This window comes from Gammaproteobacteria bacterium (assembly GCA_036383255.1).
In the GTDB taxonomy this organism is placed as follows: Bacteria; Pseudomonadota; Gammaproteobacteria; order Natronospirales; family REEB76; genus DASUBN01.
Genome location: DASVOS010000004.1, coordinates 226,635 through 244,057, shown reverse-complemented (window position 1 = coordinate 244,057; position 17,423 = coordinate 226,635). Strand labels below are relative to the sequence as shown.

At 68.3% G+C, this 17,423-nt stretch carries 16 protein-coding genes; 5 read left to right on the top strand and 11 right to left on the bottom strand.

Annotation, left to right across the window (positions count from 1 at the left end; translation table 11 throughout):
• The first annotated feature begins 99 nt into the window (after nt 1-99).
• From VF651_02135 to VF651_02120, 4 genes are all read left to right on the top strand, one after another.
• Nucleotides 100-1,248, top strand: coding sequence for an acyl-CoA dehydrogenase family protein (locus VF651_02135; protein HEX7964492.1), 1,149 nt, complete (start codon nt 100-102; stop codon nt 1,246-1,248).
• A gap of 7 nt (nt 1,249-1,255) precedes the next feature.
• Nucleotides 1,256-1,984 (top strand): haloacid dehalogenase type II, encoded by a 729-nt coding sequence (locus VF651_02130; GenBank protein ID HEX7964491.1) that lies wholly within the window; start codon nt 1,256-1,258, stop codon nt 1,982-1,984.
• A 13-nt stretch (nt 1,985-1,997) separates the two neighbouring features.
• A complete protein-coding gene (locus VF651_02125; GenBank protein ID HEX7964490.1) occupies nt 1,998-4,268 on the top strand; it encodes a thiamine pyrophosphate-dependent enzyme in 2,271 nt (756 codons plus the stop codon).
• 280 nt (nt 4,269-4,548) lie between these two features.
• Nucleotides 4,549-7,095 (top strand): EAL domain-containing protein, encoded by a 2,547-nt coding sequence (locus VF651_02120; protein HEX7964489.1) that lies wholly within the window; start codon nt 4,549-4,551, stop codon nt 7,093-7,095.
• 17 nt (nt 7,096-7,112) lie between these two features.
• Here VF651_02120 and VF651_02115 read toward each other — a convergent pair whose 3' ends face one another.
• The 4 genes from VF651_02115 to VF651_02100 form a co-directional block, all read right to left on the bottom strand.
• Nucleotides 7,113-7,418 (bottom strand): hypothetical protein, encoded by a 306-nt coding sequence (locus tag VF651_02115; GenBank protein ID HEX7964488.1) that lies wholly within the window; start codon nt 7,416-7,418, stop codon nt 7,113-7,115.
• Nucleotides 7,419-7,567: 149 nt separating this feature from the next.
• On the bottom strand, nt 7,568-9,016 hold the full coding sequence (locus tag VF651_02110) for a nitrilase-related carbon-nitrogen hydrolase (GenBank protein HEX7964487.1): 1,449 nt from the start codon (nt 9,014-9,016) through the stop codon (nt 7,568-7,570).
• Nucleotides 9,000-9,578, bottom strand: coding sequence for a helix-turn-helix domain-containing protein (locus VF651_02105; GenBank protein ID HEX7964486.1), 579 nt, complete (start codon nt 9,576-9,578; stop codon nt 9,000-9,002). The genes VF651_02110 and VF651_02105 overlap by 17 nt, the downstream gene beginning before the upstream one ends.
• Before the next feature lie 76 nt (nt 9,579-9,654).
• Nucleotides 9,655-10,071, bottom strand: a complete 417-nt coding sequence (locus VF651_02100; protein HEX7964485.1) for a phosphate-starvation-inducible PsiE family protein — start codon at nt 10,069-10,071, stop codon at nt 9,655-9,657.
• Between the two features lie 83 nt (nt 10,072-10,154).
• Here VF651_02100 and VF651_02095 point away from each other — a divergent pair, with 83 nt between their 5' ends.
• A complete protein-coding gene (locus VF651_02095; protein ID HEX7964484.1) occupies nt 10,155-11,084 on the top strand; it encodes a PHB depolymerase family esterase in 930 nt (309 codons plus the stop codon).
• Between the two features lie 271 nt (nt 11,085-11,355).
• On the opposite strand, the gene VF651_02090 is transcribed toward VF651_02095, so the two are convergent.
• The 7 genes from VF651_02090 to nfi all read right to left on the bottom strand — a co-directional run bounded on the left by VF651_02090 (nt 11,356) and on the right by nfi (nt 17,359).
• Nucleotides 11,356-12,150 carry a MipA/OmpV family protein gene (locus tag VF651_02090; protein HEX7964483.1) on the bottom strand — a complete coding sequence of 265 codons (795 nt, stop codon included), beginning with the start codon at nt 12,148-12,150 and terminating at the stop codon, nt 11,356-11,358.
• A gap of 61 nt (nt 12,151-12,211) precedes the next feature.
• Nucleotides 12,212-12,748, bottom strand: coding sequence for a GNAT family N-acetyltransferase (locus VF651_02085; protein ID HEX7964482.1), 537 nt, complete (start codon nt 12,746-12,748; stop codon nt 12,212-12,214).
• Nucleotides 12,749-13,195, bottom strand: coding sequence for a PaaI family thioesterase (locus tag VF651_02080; protein HEX7964481.1), 447 nt, complete (start codon nt 13,193-13,195; stop codon nt 12,749-12,751).
• 2 nt (nt 13,196-13,197) lie between these two features.
• Nucleotides 13,198-14,232, bottom strand: a complete 1,035-nt coding sequence (gene murB / locus VF651_02075) for a UDP-N-acetylmuramate dehydrogenase (protein HEX7964480.1) — start codon at nt 14,230-14,232, stop codon at nt 13,198-13,200.
• Between the two features lie 40 nt (nt 14,233-14,272).
• Nucleotides 14,273-14,740 carry a hypothetical protein gene (locus VF651_02070; protein HEX7964479.1) on the bottom strand — a complete coding sequence of 156 codons (468 nt, stop codon included), beginning with the start codon at nt 14,738-14,740 and terminating at the stop codon, nt 14,273-14,275.
• A gap of 56 nt (nt 14,741-14,796) precedes the next feature.
• The gene (gene serA, locus VF651_02065) at nt 14,797-16,683 is read right to left on the bottom strand and encodes a phosphoglycerate dehydrogenase (protein ID HEX7964478.1); all 1,887 of its coding nucleotides are present in this window, start codon (nt 16,681-16,683) and stop codon (nt 14,797-14,799) included.
• Between the two features lie 37 nt (nt 16,684-16,720).
• Complete coding sequence (nfi, locus tag VF651_02060; protein HEX7964477.1) at nt 16,721-17,359, bottom strand: deoxyribonuclease V; 639 nt, start codon at nt 17,357-17,359, stop codon at nt 16,721-16,723.
• Between the last annotated feature and the right edge of the window lie 64 nt (nt 17,360-17,423).

Genomic DNA, 17,423 nt, shown 5'->3' with positions numbered 1-17,423 from the left:
CCCTGCGGGACCCCCTTCCCGGGGGAAACCCCATCAACGGCAACGAGTTACGCGGACGGCGACGTCTTTGGGAGTGCGTTTGTGAAGTCATTGAACCCGATGGACCTGTATGACGTGCGCGGCCTCCTCTCCGAAGAGGAGCAGCTGGTGCAGGACACCACCGCCCGCTTCGTGGACGAGAAGGTGCTGCCCATCATCGGAGAGTGCTTCGAGAAAGGCCGCTTCCCCAAGGAGCTGATCCCGGAGATCGCCTCCCTCGGCCTGCTCGGCAGCTCCATCCAGGGTTATGACTGCGCCGGCCTCAACGGCGTGTCCTACGGACTCATCTGCCAGGAGCTGGAGCGCGGCGACTCGGGGCTGCGCAGCTTCGTCTCCGTGCAGTCCTCCCTCGTGATGTATCCGATATATAGCTACGGCTCCGAGGAGCAGAAGCAGAAGTGGTTACCCGCGATGGCGCGTGGAGAAAAGATCGGCTGCTTCGGCCTCACCGAGCCCCACGGCGGTTCGGATCCCTCCAACATGAAGACCACCGCGAAGAAGAACGCGAGCGGCGACTGGGTGCTGAACGGCGCCAAGATGTGGATTACCAACGGCACCATCGCGGACGTGGCGGTGGTGTGGGCCCAGACCGAGCAGGGCATCCGCGGCTTCCTGGTGGAGAAGGGCGCCAAGGGCTTCGACGCCCCCGAGGTGCACCACAAGATGTCGCTGCGCGCCTCCATCACCTCGGCGCTGTACTTCGACAACGTGGTCATCCCCGAGGCGAACCGGCTGCCGAAGGCGGAAGGCCTCAAGGGCCCGCTGGGCTGCCTGACCCAGGCCCGCTACGGCATCACCTGGGGTGTCATCGGCGCCGCCCAGGCCTGCCTCAAGGAAGTGCTGGATTACTCCAAGACCCGCGTGCTCTTCGGCCGCCCGCTGGACAACAACCAGCTGGCGCAGCTGCGCATGGCGCAGATGGCGCGCCAGATAACCCTGGCCCAACTGCTCTCCCTGCAGCTCGGCCGCCTCAAGGACAAGGGCGAGATGCAGCCTGCCCAGGTGTCGCTGGCCAAGTGGAACAACTGCCGCATGGCCATGGACATCGCCCGCGATGCCCGCGACCTCCTGGGCGGCGCCGGCATCACCACCGAGTTCTGTCCCATCCGTCACGCGCTGAACCTCGAATCGGTCATCACCTACGAGGGCACCGAGAGCGTGCACCAGCTGGTGATCGGTAAAGAGCTGACTGGCGTAAACGCTTTCTGAGATACCCATGCCTCGCTTGATAGATTTCGACGTCCTGAGCTTCGACTGCTACGGCACGCTCATCGACTGGGAGAGCGGCATCCGTGCCGCGCTCGCCAACTGGCGCCGGCGCGAGAACATCCAGGTGAGCGACGATGCCTTCGTGGAGGCCTTCGGCAAGCTCGAGTGGCAGGAGGAGGAAGAGAACCCCGGGATGCTCTATCCCGAGATCCTCGGCCGGGTGCTGAAGCGCATGGCCGCGGGCTGGGGCGTCTTCGCCACCCCCGACGACATGAAGGCCTTCGGCCGCTCCGTGGGCAACTGGCCGGCGTTCCCGGATTCCGCCCTCGCGCTCGCCTACCTCAAGCAGCACTTCAAGCTGGTGGTGCTCTCCAACATAGACCGGGAGTCCTTCAGCTACTCCAACGCCAAGCTGGGGGTCGAGTTCGACCATGTCTACACCGCCCAGGACATCGGCAGCTACAAGCCGGACATGGAGAATTTCCAGTACCTGCTTTCGAACCTGGAAGACGAAGGTTTCCTGCCCTCGCGCCTGCTGCACGTGGCCGAGAGCCTGTACCACGACCACATCCCGGCCAAGAAGCTCGGCCTGTCCACCTGCTGGATCCACCGCCGCCACGACAAGCAGGGCCACGGCGCCACCCGCGCGCCCGACGAGAAGGTGCAGCCGGACTTCCGCTTCACCAGCCTGCAGGACTTCGCCGTGGCGCACCAGAACCTGTCCCGCGCCGCCTGACTCCGAGAACAGCATGTCCACCGAACCCAAAGCCACAGGTCTCGCCAAAGCCGCCACCCGCAGCATCAACCGCGCGGAGATCGTGGACGGCAACTTCATCAGTTTCGTGCAGGGCTGGGCCGACGAGGCGCCGCGCCCGGATGCGGGCGCCCCCGTACGCCGCGGGCATTCCCTCACGGGGCGGGACTTCCTGGAGCTCTTCGAGTCGCAGATGCTCTCGCGCCACCAGGACATCGAGGCCCGCGCCATGCGCGCCCGCAACGAAGGCTTCTACACCATCGGCAGCTCCGGCCACGAGATCAACGCCGTGGTGGGCCGCGTCACGCGCCACACCGACATCGCCTTCCTGCACTACCGTTCCGGCGCGTTCATGCAGGAGCGGGCCCGCAAGCTTGGGCTAGACATGGTGTACGACACGGCCCTGTCCCTCGCCGCCTCCAGCGAGGACCCCATCTCCGGCGGCCGCCACAAGGTGTGGGGCTCGGTGCCGCTGTGGGTGCCGCCCCAGACCTCGACCATCGCGAGCCACTTGCCGAAAGCCGTCGGCACCGCCGTGGCCCTGGCCCAGACCAAGCGCCTGGGTCTCACGCCGCCGATACCGGAAGACAGCGTGGTGGTGTGCAGCTTCGGTGATGCCAGCTCCAACCATTCCACGGCGCTCGGCGCCTTCAACGCGGCCCAGTGGACCGCCCACCAGAAGCTGCCCTGCCCGGTGCTGTTCGTCTGCGAGGACAACTCCATCGGCATCTCCGTGAAGACGCCGGAAGGCTGGGTGGAGGCGAACTTCAGGAACCGCGCGGGCCTGCATTACGTGCAGGCGGACGGCCTGGACCTGGTGGACGCCTGGGACAAGACCCAGGCGGCCGTCGAGCACTGCCGCCGCACCCGTCAGCCCACGTTCCTGCACTTGAAGCTCGTGCGCCTCCTGGGCCACGCCGGCACCGACGCGGAGACCGAGTACAAGACTTCCCAGGAGCTGGAGTCCACGGAGGCGCGCGACCCGCTGCTGATGTCGGCGGAGACGGCGCTGGAGACGGGCCTCATGACGCCCGCCGAAGTGCTGGCGATGTATGAGCGCTGCCGCAGCCGCGTGCAGGAAGCCTCGAAGAAGGCGGCCACGCGCCCCAAGCTCACCACGGCGGAGCAGGTGATGGTGCCGCTGGCGCCGTACCACGCGGACCAGGTGAACGTAGAGGCCGTGCGTGCCGCGGATCACGCGGCGCGCGTCGCCGCATTCGGCTCCGAGGACGCGCTGCCGGAGAAGAGCGCCCCCAAGCACCTCTCCATCCAGATCAACCGCGCGCTGTTCGACCTCATGGCCAAGTACCCGGAGATGACCGTCTTCGGCGAAGACGTGGCGCAGAAGGGCGGCGTGTACACCGTGACCTCGGGCCTCTACAAGACCTTCAAGGGCCACCGGGTGTTCAACACGCTGCTGGACGAGCAGACCATCCTCGGCATGGCCCAGGGCGCGGCCTACATGGGCATGCTGCCGTTCCCCGAGATCCAGTACCTGGCGTACTTCCACAACGCCTGCGACCAGATCCGCGGCGAGGCGGCCTCGCTGCAGTTCTTCTCCAACGCGAAGTACCGCAACCCCATGGTCGCGCGCATCGCCTCCCTGGGCTACCAGAAGGGCTTCGGCGGGCACTTCCACAACGACAACAGCTTCACCGCGCTGCGCGACATCCCGGGCCTGGTGATCGCCTGCCCGAGCCGCGGCGACGACGCCGCCATGATGCTGCGCACCTGCGCCGCGCTCGCGAAGGTGGACGGCCGGGTGGTGGCGTTCATGGAAGCCATCGCCCTCTACATGACCAAGGACCTGCATTCCCCCAAGGACAACCAGTGGCTGTTCGAATACCCGGCGCCGGACAGGGCCATCCCGCTGGGCGAGGGCCGGGTGTACGAGCCCAAGGCGAAGGACCTGCTCATCATCAGCTACGGCAACGGCGTGCCCATGTCGCTGCGGGTGGCGAAGAAGCTGGAGACTGAGACCGGCAAGAAGATCCGGGTGCTGGACCTGCGCTGGCTCAAGCCCCTGAACGCGGAGCTCATGGCCAAGCATGCGAAGGAATGCGGCAAGGTGCTGGTGGTGGACGAAGGACGCGAGACCGGCGGCATCGCCGAGGAGATCTTCGCGCACCTGGAGGAGCACGCGCCGGGCGTGCCGAAGAGGCGCGTGGCGGGGAAAGATTCCTACATCCCGCTGGCTTCCGCCGCGAACCTGGTGCTGCTCAGCGAAGATGAGATACACGCGGCGGCGCGCGAAATTTTGGACTGAAACATTTCGTTTCCGTGTCTTCAAAAAACCCGCTGCGGCGGGTTTTTTCGTGGGCGAAAGAGAATCCGTCCCCGCGCCGTGCCTGCCACATCAGGGAAACCCCGAGCAAGGCTGCTGACATGGATCAAGGCCCGTTCCGCCCGCCGCCGGGAGAATGCACCCCACGAAGAGAGTCTCCGCACAGGGGTGCGGCCCGTCACAGGGGCGGGTCGAACGGTGAGCGGACAAGCCAGGGCAGGGGACGCCAGTTCAGTGCGCGATGCGCACACTGGAAATCAACATGTCAGCAGTAATGACGTCGAAGAAGCTGGTCGTCACGCCGGAGGCACAGCCGAGCGCGGAACGCATCCTGCAGTCGGAGCGCGTGGGCGTCCTGCGCCATCTCGGCCGCTGGATAGATATCGGAGCCATGGGTCTCGCACTGCTGGCGGCGCTGGCGTTCTGGTCCTCGACTCCCCATGCGGTGGTGGTCGCCTGGCTCACGGGCGCGCTCGCCCTCTCGCTGGGCCGGCTCGTGCTCAGCTGGGCGTTCCCACTGCTGGTGCTCAGCGAATCAGCGCGCCGTACCTGGCAGGATGTGTTCATGGTGCTGAGCCTGGGCCTCGGCATCCTGTGGGGCCTGGGCGGCTGGATATTCTTCGAGCCGGGCTCGACCGTGCACCAGATCGCATTGGTGGCCCTGCTGGTGGCCCGGGCGGCGATGCCGACCATGGTGCTGGCGACCCATCGCCACATCTACCTCACCTATCTCGGCGCGCTGTTCGGCCCCCTGCTGCTGCGCCTGGTGGCCATGCTGAACGTGACGGGCGCGCTCATCGCGTTCGCCTGCTTCGCAGTCGCCGCCGTCATGTGGCTGCTGGTGGACGAGGGCGGGCGCGAGATGCTGGCCAACATCGGCTTCCGCCTGGCCTACCGCGAGGCGCGCCTGCGCCTGGCCGATGAGGTGACCACCCGCACCCGTTACCAGAGTCACCTGGTGGACCACGAGGACCGCACCCGCCGCCGCGAGTCGAAGCTCCTGGAAGTGGCGTTGGACCCGCGCATCACCGGCGGCAACTTGCGCGCTGCCTGCGAGCTCATCAGCGAGCAATCCCAGCGCGCCACCGGCGCGGCGCGGGTCAGCGTATGGTTCATGAACCGTAAGGGATCGCTGCTGCGCAACGCGCACACCTATTTGGACGGCACCCATGTCTCGCGGGCCACGCAGGACATCACACGGGAGGACTCCGGCGAGCTCTTCGAGCAGCTCGCGCACAGCCGCGGCATCTCGGTCCCCGACGTGAGGCGGAACGCGTCGCTGGCCTCCGCCTGGAAGCGCTATTTCGCCTCCACCGGCGCCCGCGCCGTGCTGTTCGTGCCGTTCCGCAACGGCAGCGGAGTGCACGGCATCATCCTGCACGAGTGGATGGCGGGCAAGACCGACGGCATGCCGGGCGACATGGCTTTCGCCAGTTCCCTGGCCGACTCCATGACCTTGGCGCTGCATTCCGCCGAGCGCAGCGCCTCCGAGATCGAGATGCGCCGGCTCGCGACGGTGGACACGCTCACCGGGCTGCCTAACCGCACTGCCTTCATGGACCGCCTGAACCAGGCGCTGGCGCACGCCGGCCGCCATCACGAGAGGCTGGCGCTGCTGTTCGTGGACGTGGACCGCTTCAAGACCATCAACGATTCGCTCGGCCACCCGGTCGGCGACCAGGTGCTCAAGGAGATAGGCCGGCGGCTGGTGAACTGCGTCCGGGCCGAGGACGTGGTGGCCCGCCTGGGCGGCGACGAGTTCATGGTGCTGATGGCGGGCTGCGAGGACCCCAAGGCCGTCACGTTCACCGCGCAGCGCATCCTCGACACCGTCAGCGGCACCCTCAACGCCGCCGGGGTGCAGGTCCACACCGGCTGCAGCATCGGCATCAGCACCTACCCGGAGGACGGCGCGGACGCGGCGACCCTCATGAAGAACGCCGATCTCGCCATGTACCGGGTAAAGGAGCGCGGCCGCAACGGCTTCCAGTTCTTCACCCGCGACATGCAGGCCCTGGCCACGCTGCGCCTCGCGCGCGAGAACGCGCTGCGCTGGGCCCTGGAGCGGCACGAGTTCAAGCTGCACTACCAGCCACAGTTCGACGTCCGCAGGGGCGGCATCTACGGCGTCGAGGCCCTGCTGCGCTGGGAACACCCTGAGCTGGGCACCGTGCCGCCCGCCGAGTTCATCCCGCTGGCGGAGGAGACAGGCCTGATCGTGCCCATCGGCCGCTGGGCGCTGCGCGAGGCCTGCCGCCAGATGAAGGCCTGGCACGATGCTTCCGGCGACAGGAAGCTCCAGGTGTCGGTGAACCTCTCGGTGCGCCAGTTCGCCCAGGGTTCGCTGGTCGGCATGGTGAAGGAGGCGCTGGACGCCACGGGCCTGCCGCCGGCATGCCTCAAGCTCGAGATCACCGAGAGCCTGCTGATGCGGGACATCGAGAGCAACCTGCAGATGCTGGAGGAGCTGAAGCTCCTGGGCGTCCGCATCGCGCTGGACGACTTCGGCAAGGAGCACTCCTCCATGACCTACCTGAAGCGCCTCCCCATCGACGCCATCAAGCTGGACCGCGAGTTCGTGAAGGGCGCGCCGGAGAACAGCTACGACCGCGCCATCATCCACTGCCTGCTGGCGCTGGCGGACAGCCTGCGTATCCAGGCCGTGGCCGAGGGCGTGGAGACGCCGGAGCAGTTGGCGTTCCTGAAGTCGGAGGGTTGCCGCTACGTGCAGGGCTACCTGTTCAGCCCGCCGCTCCCCGCCCGTGAGGCAGGCCGGCTGCTGTGCAAGGAGCTGGACCTGGCCGTATAGGGGCGCGGGCGGGCGCTTCAGTCGTCCGAGAGATAGCCCGGCTGCGTGCCGGGACGCGGCACGCGGCCCCGCGCGCGCTGCTCGGGGCTGAGGCGGTGCCGGCGGGTGTTGCGGGGCTCACGGTCCAGCCCGCGCTGCAGCGCCTTGAGCACCGCGTGCCTGTCCTCGAAATGCTGGCGCACCGTCTCCTCGGGAAGGCCCGCGGCGCGGGCGATGTCTCCGAGCGTGGTGTCCTCGGCCCGGAAGCGCAGCAGCCGCTGGCGCGCGGCGGCCAGGATGCGGCCGCGCAGCGCGAGCTGGGCGGCGCTGGTGATACGGAGCAAGGGGTGTAAAGAATCCGAAGGGGCCTGCGGCACCATGTTTTCCCGCCTGTTTTTGTCCTGTAGGCGGAGTATGCGTTCCGGCGCCGACCCTTCCCATCGGGGTTAAACCCGCTTATGTCTCCGGGGTTCACCTGAGTTTCGGTTTCGGATCACCCCGGCGCAGCCTTCCAGCGCCAGGCGAGCCGGGCCAGGCAGGCCCCCAGCAGCGCCACCGCCACCCAGGCGAACCAGTCCCCCCACAGCAGGAACAGGGTGCGGTGGTGCTCCACCGGCACCTCCGCCAGCAGCGTGGAGAAGGGGGCGGCGTCGCTCTTGACCTCCGCCAGCACGCGGCCGCGGTCGTCGCTCACGTAGAGGGAGCCGCCCTTGGCGGCGCGCACCACGGCGAAGCCGGACTCCACGCCGCGCATGATGGCCATGTGGCCGTGGGCCACGTCGTCCAGGAAGAAGTCCCAGCCCGGCACCAGCATCAGGCCCACGCCTTCTGCGCCGTAGCGGCGCGCCAGCGGCGTGAAGTCCATGTCCTTGCAGATCTCCACGCCCCACGGCGATGAGGGTTGCTGCAGCGTCACGAGCCCGGTGCCCGGCGTGAGCTTCGACTCGAAGGGCGGCAGCATGTGCTGCTTGTCGTAGCGCAGCACCGGCTGGCCGCGCCGGTACACCCGCGCCTCGTTGTACTTCAGGGGCGGCGCCACCGAGATCATGCCCGCCACGATCACCGCGCCGGTCTGGTCCGCCAGGGACTGGAACACCGGATCCGCGGTGTCCGCGTCCGCATCCACCACCACGCCGAGCTTCTCCGGGATCACGATCACTTGGGCGCCGTCGGAGGCGAGCTTGCCGGCCTCGTCCGCGTAGGCCTGGAACAGCTTGCGGGTGGCCTCGCCTTCGTCCGCCACGTCCTCGTTGGGGCCGTCGGAGCCGATGAGGCCCACCTTCACGCGCTCCTGCGGCGCCGGCAGCCCCAGGCGCACCGCGCCGAACACCAGCACCGCGACGAGCAACGCGCCTGTCACGCCGAGCAGGCTGCGCATCCGCGCCGGCGCGCGCCGGCGCAGGTCCCATGCCAGGGCCAGGGCGGCGGGGAAGAGCAGCAGCAGGAACGTCATGCCCCAGGGGCCAGTGAGGGAGGCGAGCTGCAGGAAAGGCAGGAAGCCGAGCTGCGAGTAGGCGAGGCTCCCGCCGGTGCCGTGGGGCGAGGTGAGGTTCAGCAGCCACTCGAAGGATGTGAGGAAGGCGGGGAAGGCGAGCAGCGCGCTCCAATGCGCGCCGCGCCGCTGCAGCGCCCGGAACAGGAGCACCGCCAGCGCCAGCACCAGTCCCTCGATGAGGTAGATGCGCGCCAGGATCGCGGGCGGCGCTCCCAGCACATGGAAGATGCCCCAGAGGTTCAGGAGGCCCAGCACCATGCCGCAGAAGGCGGCGAGCGCCGCGCCCCACCCGGTGGCGTCCAGGGCGAAGAGCAGCACCGGCAACGGCGCGAACCAGGTGAGCGGCCAGAGGGGGTGCAGGCCGGTGCCGAAGAACAGCAGCAGGGCGGTGGCGAGCGCGGCCAGCAGGCCGCGGCCGAAACGCTTCACGTCAAGCACGGATGCCATCGAAGTATCTCCGGAAGGAGCGCCTATACATGGCGCGGAAACCGGCGGGCGTCACGTCCATGCGCCCGCCGAGATAGAGCATGAGGAGGCCTTGCAGCAGGGCTCCCATCTCGAAGCCGATCTCCCAGTCCGTGTCCTCTTTGAGCTCGCCGCTCGCCATGCCCTCGGCCACCGCGTCGGCCACCACGCTGGCGGTGGGGGAGCGGCGCGCCTTGAAGTCCCGGGGGTACTGGCGCGCGCCCTCACGCTTGGTGAAGAACATGAGCTCGAACAGCTTGGGATGCTCGAGGGCGTGGTCCACGTACACGTCCGTGAGCTGGAGCAGCCGGTGCTCCGCCTCGCCCGTGAGGCGCTTGGCTTTGAGCCGCCCGGCGAGCTCCACGAAGCCCTCGTCCGCCAAGGCGTTGAGGAGCGCCGCCCGGTCCGGGTAATGCCGGTAGATGGCCATGGCGGTGATGCCCACCCTCTCCGCCACCCGGCGCATGGTCACCGCCTCGGCGCCTTCCTTGTCCAGGAGCTTGCGGGCGGCGGCGTGGATCTTGTCGGCAGTAGCGACAGGCATGTATACAGTGTATACATACCGGCGTAAATGACAAGCCCGGCTTCGGGCCGGGCTTGGAGGCGCAGACCGTGAGAGGTCAGTAGTCCGCCGCCTCGTCGTCCTCGCCATAGGGATATTTCACGTGACCGTAGCGCAGCATGAACACCGTCACCGCCAGGATCAGGATGGCACCGGTGATGTAGAGGGCATGGATGTCATGGGCGTCGCCCGTGTCCAGGATGAGGTAGCGGGCCATGGACACCATGGCGATGTAGAGGGGGATGCGCACCGGCAGCTTGCCCATCTTCCAGTAGCTGTCCACCATGGTGATGACTTCCAGCAGGATGAAGATGAGCAGCAGGTCCGCCAGCTCGACCCTGAGGTTCTGGAACATCTCCCAGACCACCTGGCCGATGGCCACGGCGGTGGCGACGAGGATCAGGATGAGCCCCAGGTCCTCGACGATGGCGATGGCGTGGCGGCCGTTCTCGCGGACGGTCTTGCGGTGCAGCATAGATACCCCTTTACCCGATGTGACCTAAGCTTAGACCATGTCAGCCCCGGCGGCGGGCCGTGCGTTTGATAACGGAGAGTCCCATGAGACACTCTATCCTTATGTATCGCGCCCTCTCATTGCTCTTCCTGCTCCTGGCGCCTCTCCTGGCCCAGGCCAAGGGGGATGTCCTGGTAGGTGTCCAGTACCGCGGCGTGGACAGGAGCTACGTCTTGCACCTGCCGGACCCCCTGCCCAACACCGCGCTCCCCGTGGTGGTGGTGCTGCACGGCGGCGGCGGCAACGCGGAGGCGGTGGCGGCGCAGACCCGCTTCGACGCCATGGCGGACAAGCATGGCTTCATCGCGGTCTATCCCAACGGCACCGACCAGGTGCGCCCGCTGCTTAACGTGATGGGCAAGCCGGGCCTGCTCACCTGGAACGCCGGCGGCTGCTGCGGTTACGCCCGCGACCAGAACGTGGACGACGTGGGCTTCATCCGGGCGGTGGTGATGGAGGTGGTGAAGGACAACGGCGCCGACCCCAAGCGCATCTACGCCACCGGCATCTCCAACGGCGGCATGATGGCCTACCGCCTGGCCTGCGAGGCCAGCGACATGTTCGCCGCCATCGCGCCCGTGGCGGCGGTGCAGGAGGCGAAGGACTGCAAGCCCGGGCACCCGGTCTCGGTGTTCCACATCCACGGCGGCGCCGACGAGAACGTGCCGCTCGCGGGCGGCGTGGGCAAGAAGGCGCTGGAGAAGGAGAGCCGCCCGCCGGTGCAGGACAGCCTGGACTTCTGGGTGAAGCAGGACGGCTGCACGGTGACGGTGCGTTCACAGGAGCCGGGCGTGGACATGGTGAACTACGGCGCCTGCGAGGAGGGCACGGACGTGCAGTTCTTCCTGGTGCGGGATGGCGGCCACTCATGGCCCGGCGGCGCACGCGTGGCGGAGTTCCTGGATGCGCCGAGCCCGGTTTTAAATGCTACTGAAGCTATCTGGGATTTCTTTTCGAAACACCAGAAGCCCTGAAAAAGCTGCTGCGCTCGGCAGGGCGTTGTCTGTAGCAGGGATGCGCACGTGCCGCGGAGCACAAGGATGTGCGAGAGCGGCGGCGCGAGGACTCGCAATTAAATAAAGACGGGTGCCCGCTCGCTGCGCAATCCTGCTTCGCTCACGGCCCAGGGCATACATCCTGTACGCCCGCTCGCCGTGTCCGGCGAGCCCCTCTTGCTCGCCTCGCGCGCCTAGCCCTACCTTCGCTCGCGACGCTTTTTTGCAGCCTCTTTCGGCATGGCGAATATCAGCCGGGACGGCCGTTATACACGAAGCCGATGAAGAGCGTAGTGGCGCCGGAGCGGGCCACGATGGGGCTGTCATGAATCGCGCCGGCGAAGTGCAGGTAGCGCAGGTCGCTGCGGAACTGCCAGTGCTCGCTGAGGGGCGTGGAGAAACCCAGGCTAAGGTAGGGGCTGGCCGCGCCGCCGGGCGAGTAGGCCGGCCGGCCGGGACGCGCTTCTGCCGGGCTCACGCCGTAGTAGTAGTCGTCCAGCGCCGCGCTGCCCCAGAGCACGCCGATGCCGGGCGTGAACGTCACGCCGCCGGTGCGGAAGGGGTGCTGGTAGGCGAGGTTGACGCCGGTGCCGTCGTTGCGGCCCAGGAGGTCGTGGAACACGCCCGCGTTGAAGCGTCCCCAGCCGCCGAAAAGGTCCAGGTTCGCGCCGCCGGCGATGGACCAGCGCCGGTCCTGGATGCCGGCGAGCTCGGGCGCGTCGCCGGCGTTAAGGCGGTTGAACACCGGCAGCGCCGTGAGCGAGAAGCGGTAGTGCTCGCCGTTGGAGAGCATGTAGCCCGCGATGACGCCGGCGAAGAAGAAACGCCCGTTGTGGTAGAACACCAGCGGGAAGGGCGTCACCTGCTTCTTGCCGCCCACGTAGCCGGGATTGGATACCGCCATGCCGGCGCCGAAGATCCAGCTGGAGCCCGCGTCGGTGGCGGCCGCCCGTGCGATCTGTTCCTGGGGCGTCTCATCGTCGGCGCACGCCGTGCCGGCGGCGAGCAGACAGATCAGGAAGAAGATATGTCGGAGTGTGAGCATGGGTTTCCCTACGGAGCCGTTCTTTTGGGAACGGCGATGATAATGGAGCGCCCGCGCAGTGTTACGACGAATCCGGTTTGTCCAAAGTGTATAGCACCACTTCCACATCGGGATGACGCTCGGCGAGGTCGTGGGCGTTGCGCAGCCCCTCGTAATGCATGCCGATCTTCTCCATCACGCGGATGGACGCGAGGTTCGGCACGTCGGCGATGGCCACCGCTTTCGGCAGCTTCATCACGTCGAACGCGTGACGTTTCATCGCTTCGGCGAGTTCCGTGGCGAAGCCACGGTTCCAATAGTCCTTCCACACCCACCAGGCGAACTCATAGAAACCGGACTTGTCCTGGGGCTGGAGGCCGGCGAAGCCCACCACCTCGTCCGTCTCCTTCAGCACCGCCGCGCCGACGCAGCAGCCATGTTGCGCCAGGAAGCGAGCCTGGCGCTGCAGCACCGCGTCTATCTGCGCCTCGTCCCAGGCCTGGCCGAAGTTGATGTAGCGCATCATCTCGGGGTCGGTCGCGAACCTGGTGAACGCCGGCCGGTCCGCCGGCTCCCAGGGGCGGATCAGCAGGCGCGGACTCTCGATGCGGAAGGCCATCTAGCGGTCCTGCTTACCCGCGAGCGCCATCATCGTCCCGACCATGTGCGCCACGGCCTTCTCGCCGCCACCGTCCAGCATCACGCCCGAGGCCTCGCAGACCGTGAGGGTGCGGCCGGCCCGGAGCACGCGGCCGCGGGCCAGCAGCCGCTCGCCGGCAGCGGGGGCCAGCAGGTTGGTCTTGAACTCGACGCTGAGCACGGTGGCGTCCGCCGGCATCAGGCTGAAGGCGGCGTAGCCGCAGGCGCTGTCCAGGAGCGTGGTGACGATGCCGGCGTGCAGGTAGCCGTGCTGCTGGGTGAGGTCGGCGCGGAACGGCAGCTCCAGGTCCACCTCGCCGGGTGCGACGCGCACGAGGCGCGCGCCCAGCGTCGCCATCACCCGCTGGCGCGCGAAGCTGTCCCGCACGCGCGCCTCGAAGCCGGGATCCGCGGGGGTGAGCGCCATGGTCAGAGGATGACGGGTTCGGGCTCAAGCATGACGCCGAAGCGCGCCGCCACCGCCTCGCGGATGCGGCCCGCCAACGCCCACACCTGGGCGCCGGTGGCGTGGCCGTAGTTGATGAGCACCAGCGAGTGCTTGGGGGAGACGCCGGCGTCGCCGTCGCGCACGCCCTTGAAGCCGCAGGCCTCGATGAGCCAGGCGGCGGAGACCTTGGTGGAGCCGCCCACACCCGGCCACTGCGGCATCTCCGGGTGGGCTGCCGCCAGGGCCGCCGCCCGCTCGTTGGCGAGCAGCGGGTTCTTGAAGAAGCTGCCGGCATTGCCGGTGATGGCGGGATCCGGCAGCTTGCGGCGGCGCAGCGTCTCCACCGCGTGGGCCACGTCCGCGGGCTTGGGGTGCTGGACGCCCTGGGCCTCCAGCTCCTGGCGCACGCCGGAGTAGTCCAGCGCCAGCGGCCGCTCGCGCGGCAGCGCGAAGTCGACCGCGGTGACGATGAAGCGCTGCGGATCGCGCTTGAACACCGAGTCCCGGTAGGCGAATCCGCAGGCGGCGTTGTCGAGCTGCACGAACTGCTCGCTGCGCCGGTCCCAGGCCTCCACCCCGGTGATGAACTCGCGCACCTCGGCACCGTAGGCGCCGATGTTCTGGATCGGCGCGGCGCCGACGGTGCCGGGGATGAGCGCGAGGTTCTCCAGGCCCGCGAAGCCCTGGTGCAACGACCAGCGCACGAAGCCGTGCCAGGATTCGCCGGCGGCGACCCGCACCCGGCCCACGGCGCCGTCCTCCAGGAGGTGTACGCCGCTGCTCGCCATGTGCAGCACCAGGCCGTCGAAGTCGCGGGTGAAGAGCAGGTTGCTTCCGTCACCCAAGACCAGCAGCGGCATGGTCTTGAGTTCGCGCCGCTGCAGGAGCTCCGGCAGCGCCGCAGCGGCGCGGAGCTCGGTGTAGCGGGCGGCCTTGGCCGCCACATGGAAGGTGTTGCGCGCCTGCAGGGGCGCGTCGCGCAGCAGGAAACAGGTGACGGAAGGGCTGTCGCTCATGCGGCTCCCATCCTACCCGAGTGCCCCGCCGCGCGGGGCCTCAATGCAGGTAAGGCTTGATGCCGGAGTAGGCCTCGTCGGCGCTGGCAGCGACCTGATGGATGTCCTCCTTCATCTCGGTGGCATCCATCGAACGGAGGCTGGCATCCAGGCGCACGAACGCGTCCCCGTCGTCGTCGGTGCCGACCTTTACGCGATCGTATTCGTGGTTCATGGAGAGCATACGCGTGGCGAGGCCGAGGCCCATGTCCATCTGGTCCTTCTTGGCGATGATCACGAAGATGACCACCAACCCCTCGCCTTGCGCCACGATCACCTTGAAGTCGCCGAGCGAGTCGCCTTTCTGCGGTACCACCCACACGCCCTCGGCGCGCTTCTCATAGGTATAGCCGGACTGGTGAAGCAGCGCGTCGATGCGATCCTCCTCGCTGTCGGCATGCACGGGCGCCTGGAACAGGAGGGCGGAGGCGAAGAGCGCCGCCGCCGTCACGATGCGTAAGGTCTTCATGTGGTTCTCCCCTATGGCCTCTGCGGGCCTGACTCCAGCATACGCCTGCCGCGGGCTCAGTAAAGCACCCTGAATCTCAAGGTGTGCGGGATGCCCCGGATCTCGTCCAGCAGCGACTCGGAGTAGTGGCTGTCGATGTCGGTGATCACGTAGCCGATGCGCTCGTTGGTCTTGAGGTATTGGCCGGTGATGTTGGCGCCGGCGGCGGCCAAAGCCTGGTTGATGCGCGCCAGGATGCCGGGCACGTTCTCGTGCAGATGGATGAGGCGGTGCGCCTTCTCCTGGGGCGGCAGGCGGATGGCGGGGAAGTTCACGCAGTTCTCGGTGCTGCCGGTGTTGATGTAGTCGATGATGCGTCCGCTCACGAACCGGCCGATATCGTGCTGTGCTTCCAGGGTGCTGCCGCCGATGTGCGGGGTGAGCAGCGCCTCCGGGACGTCCCGCAACGGGTGCTCGAAGCGCTCGCCGTTCCCGTGGGGCTCGTCCGGGAACACGTCCACCGCCGCGCCGGCCAGGTGCCCGGACAGGAGGTGGCTGCGCAGCGAGACGAGGTCCACCACGTGCCCGCGGGAGAGGTTCAGGAACACCGAACCTTCCTTCATGCGCGCGAACTCGCGCGGGCCGATGAGGCCGGCGTTCTCGCGGCGCCCGTCCACGTGCACGGTCACCGCGTCGCTGGTCTCGAGGAGCTCTTCCAGGCTGTTGCAGCGCTGGGCGGTGCCGAGGGCGAGCTTCTCGGCCACGTCGTAGAAGCAGACCTGCATGCCCATGGACTCGGCGAGCACCGAGAGCTGCATGCCGATGTTGCCGTAGCCGACGATGCCGAGGCGCTTGCCGCGCACCTCGTGGGCGCCCTGGGCGGACTTGTCCCAGGTGCCGGCATCCATCATGCGCATCTTCGCCGGGATGCCGCGCATGAGCAGGATCAGCTCGGCGAGGGCCAGCTCCACCACCGAGCGGGTGTTGCTGAAGGGCGCGTTGAACACCGCCACGCCGCGCCGCTCGCATTCCGGCAGGTCGATCTGGTTGGTGCCGATGCAGAACGCGCCGACCGCCAGGAGGCGCTTCGCGGCCGCGAGCGCCGGCGCGTCCAGCTGGGTCTTGGAGCGGATGCCGAGGATCGCCACGTCCGCCAGGCGCTGGGCCAGCTCGCCGGAGGGCGGGCTGCCCTTCAATGACTCCACCGCATAGCCCTCGCGCTCGAAGGCCGCCACCGCCTCGGGATGGATGCCCTCCAGCAGCAGCACCTTGAGCCGGTTCTTGGGGTAGGACACGGCGGCCCTGAGGCCGCAGTCGTACAGCACCTCGTCGAAGCTCGGCGCCTGCCGCGCACCGCTGGCGCCGGTCACCTCCTCGCGCTGCACGTTCTCGGTGAAGGCGTAGAAGCGCTGCGCCGCTCCGGCGGCGAGGATCTCGTAGTCGCTCCAGCCGTCGCCGACCACCACCACTTCGCCCTCGAGCTTGAGGCCTTTCACCACCTTCACCTTGCCGCCGTCGGTGGCCAGCGGGTTCTGCCAGTCCACGCCGTCGATGTAGCCCTCCGCGTCGAAGTGCAGGGTGTTCGCGTAGACCTGCTCGGGCCGCAGGCCCAGGCCCTTCACCACCGGCAGCACCACCTCGCGGAAGCCGCTCGTGACGACATGGATGTCCGCGGCGTTGGCGGCGAGGAAGGCGCGGTTGCGCTTGAAGGAGGGACTGATCTCCTCCCTGAGCTGTGCGCCGAGCTGGGTGAGCTGGTCGCGGTGCATGTGCAGGAGCTTCAAACGCTCGCGCAACGCGTCCTGGAAGTGCATGTGGCCGCCCATGGCGGCGTCGGTGATCTCGCGGATGCGTGCGCGCAGCTTGGCGCCGCCCGGGACCAGGTCGGCCATGATCTCCAGCGTCTCGACGCGCACCAGGGTGCTGTCGAAATCGAGGATGAACTTGATGTCGCCTGCCGCCATCGGATTTTTCTTATGCCATCGGACCCCTGCGGGCATCTTACCGCGCGCGGCGGGGCCTGGCGCGGAACCCCGGGTCCCCGGCCAGGCCGTCGGCCCAGCGGGTGGTCTCGGGCAGGCGGTAGCCGCGGGTGCAGGCCAGTACCCAGGCGACCGCGCTGTCCAGGTCCAGCTTGTGGCCCACCGACACGAACAGCGGGTTCACCCCGTCGCGGGTGCGCAGCACCGTGCCCACGGTCTCGCCGCGGTACGTCAGCGGAGAACGGGAGCCGACCGCCGTGGCCGGCATGTGGAACTCACCCACCAGGCGCGACTTGCCGGCGCCGATGGCGGGCAGGCCCGTCTGCACCCCCAGGTGGCAGGCGATGCCGAAGCCACGCGGGTGTGCATAACCCTGGCCGTCCACGATCAGGAGCTGGGGCCGGGTCTTGAGCTGCTCCAGCGCCAGCAGGATGGCCGGCACCTCGCGGAAGGAGAGGAAGCCCGGCACGTAGGGGAAGTCCGTGGGCCGCTCCACCACCGTGAACTCGTGCAGCTCCAGGCCGGGGAACGTGAGTACCGCCACGGCGGCGCGGGTCACGCGGCCCTGGTGCTCGCCCGGGAAGGCGCAGTCCACCCCCGCCACGTAGCGCACGGCGTCGAAGGGGAGCTTGCCCTGGCGCTCCACCTGGCCGCGCATCGCCTCCTGGCGGGCACGGGCTTCGGCGAGGCTGATGTAGGGGACGAGGGGCGTGGCGGCGGCC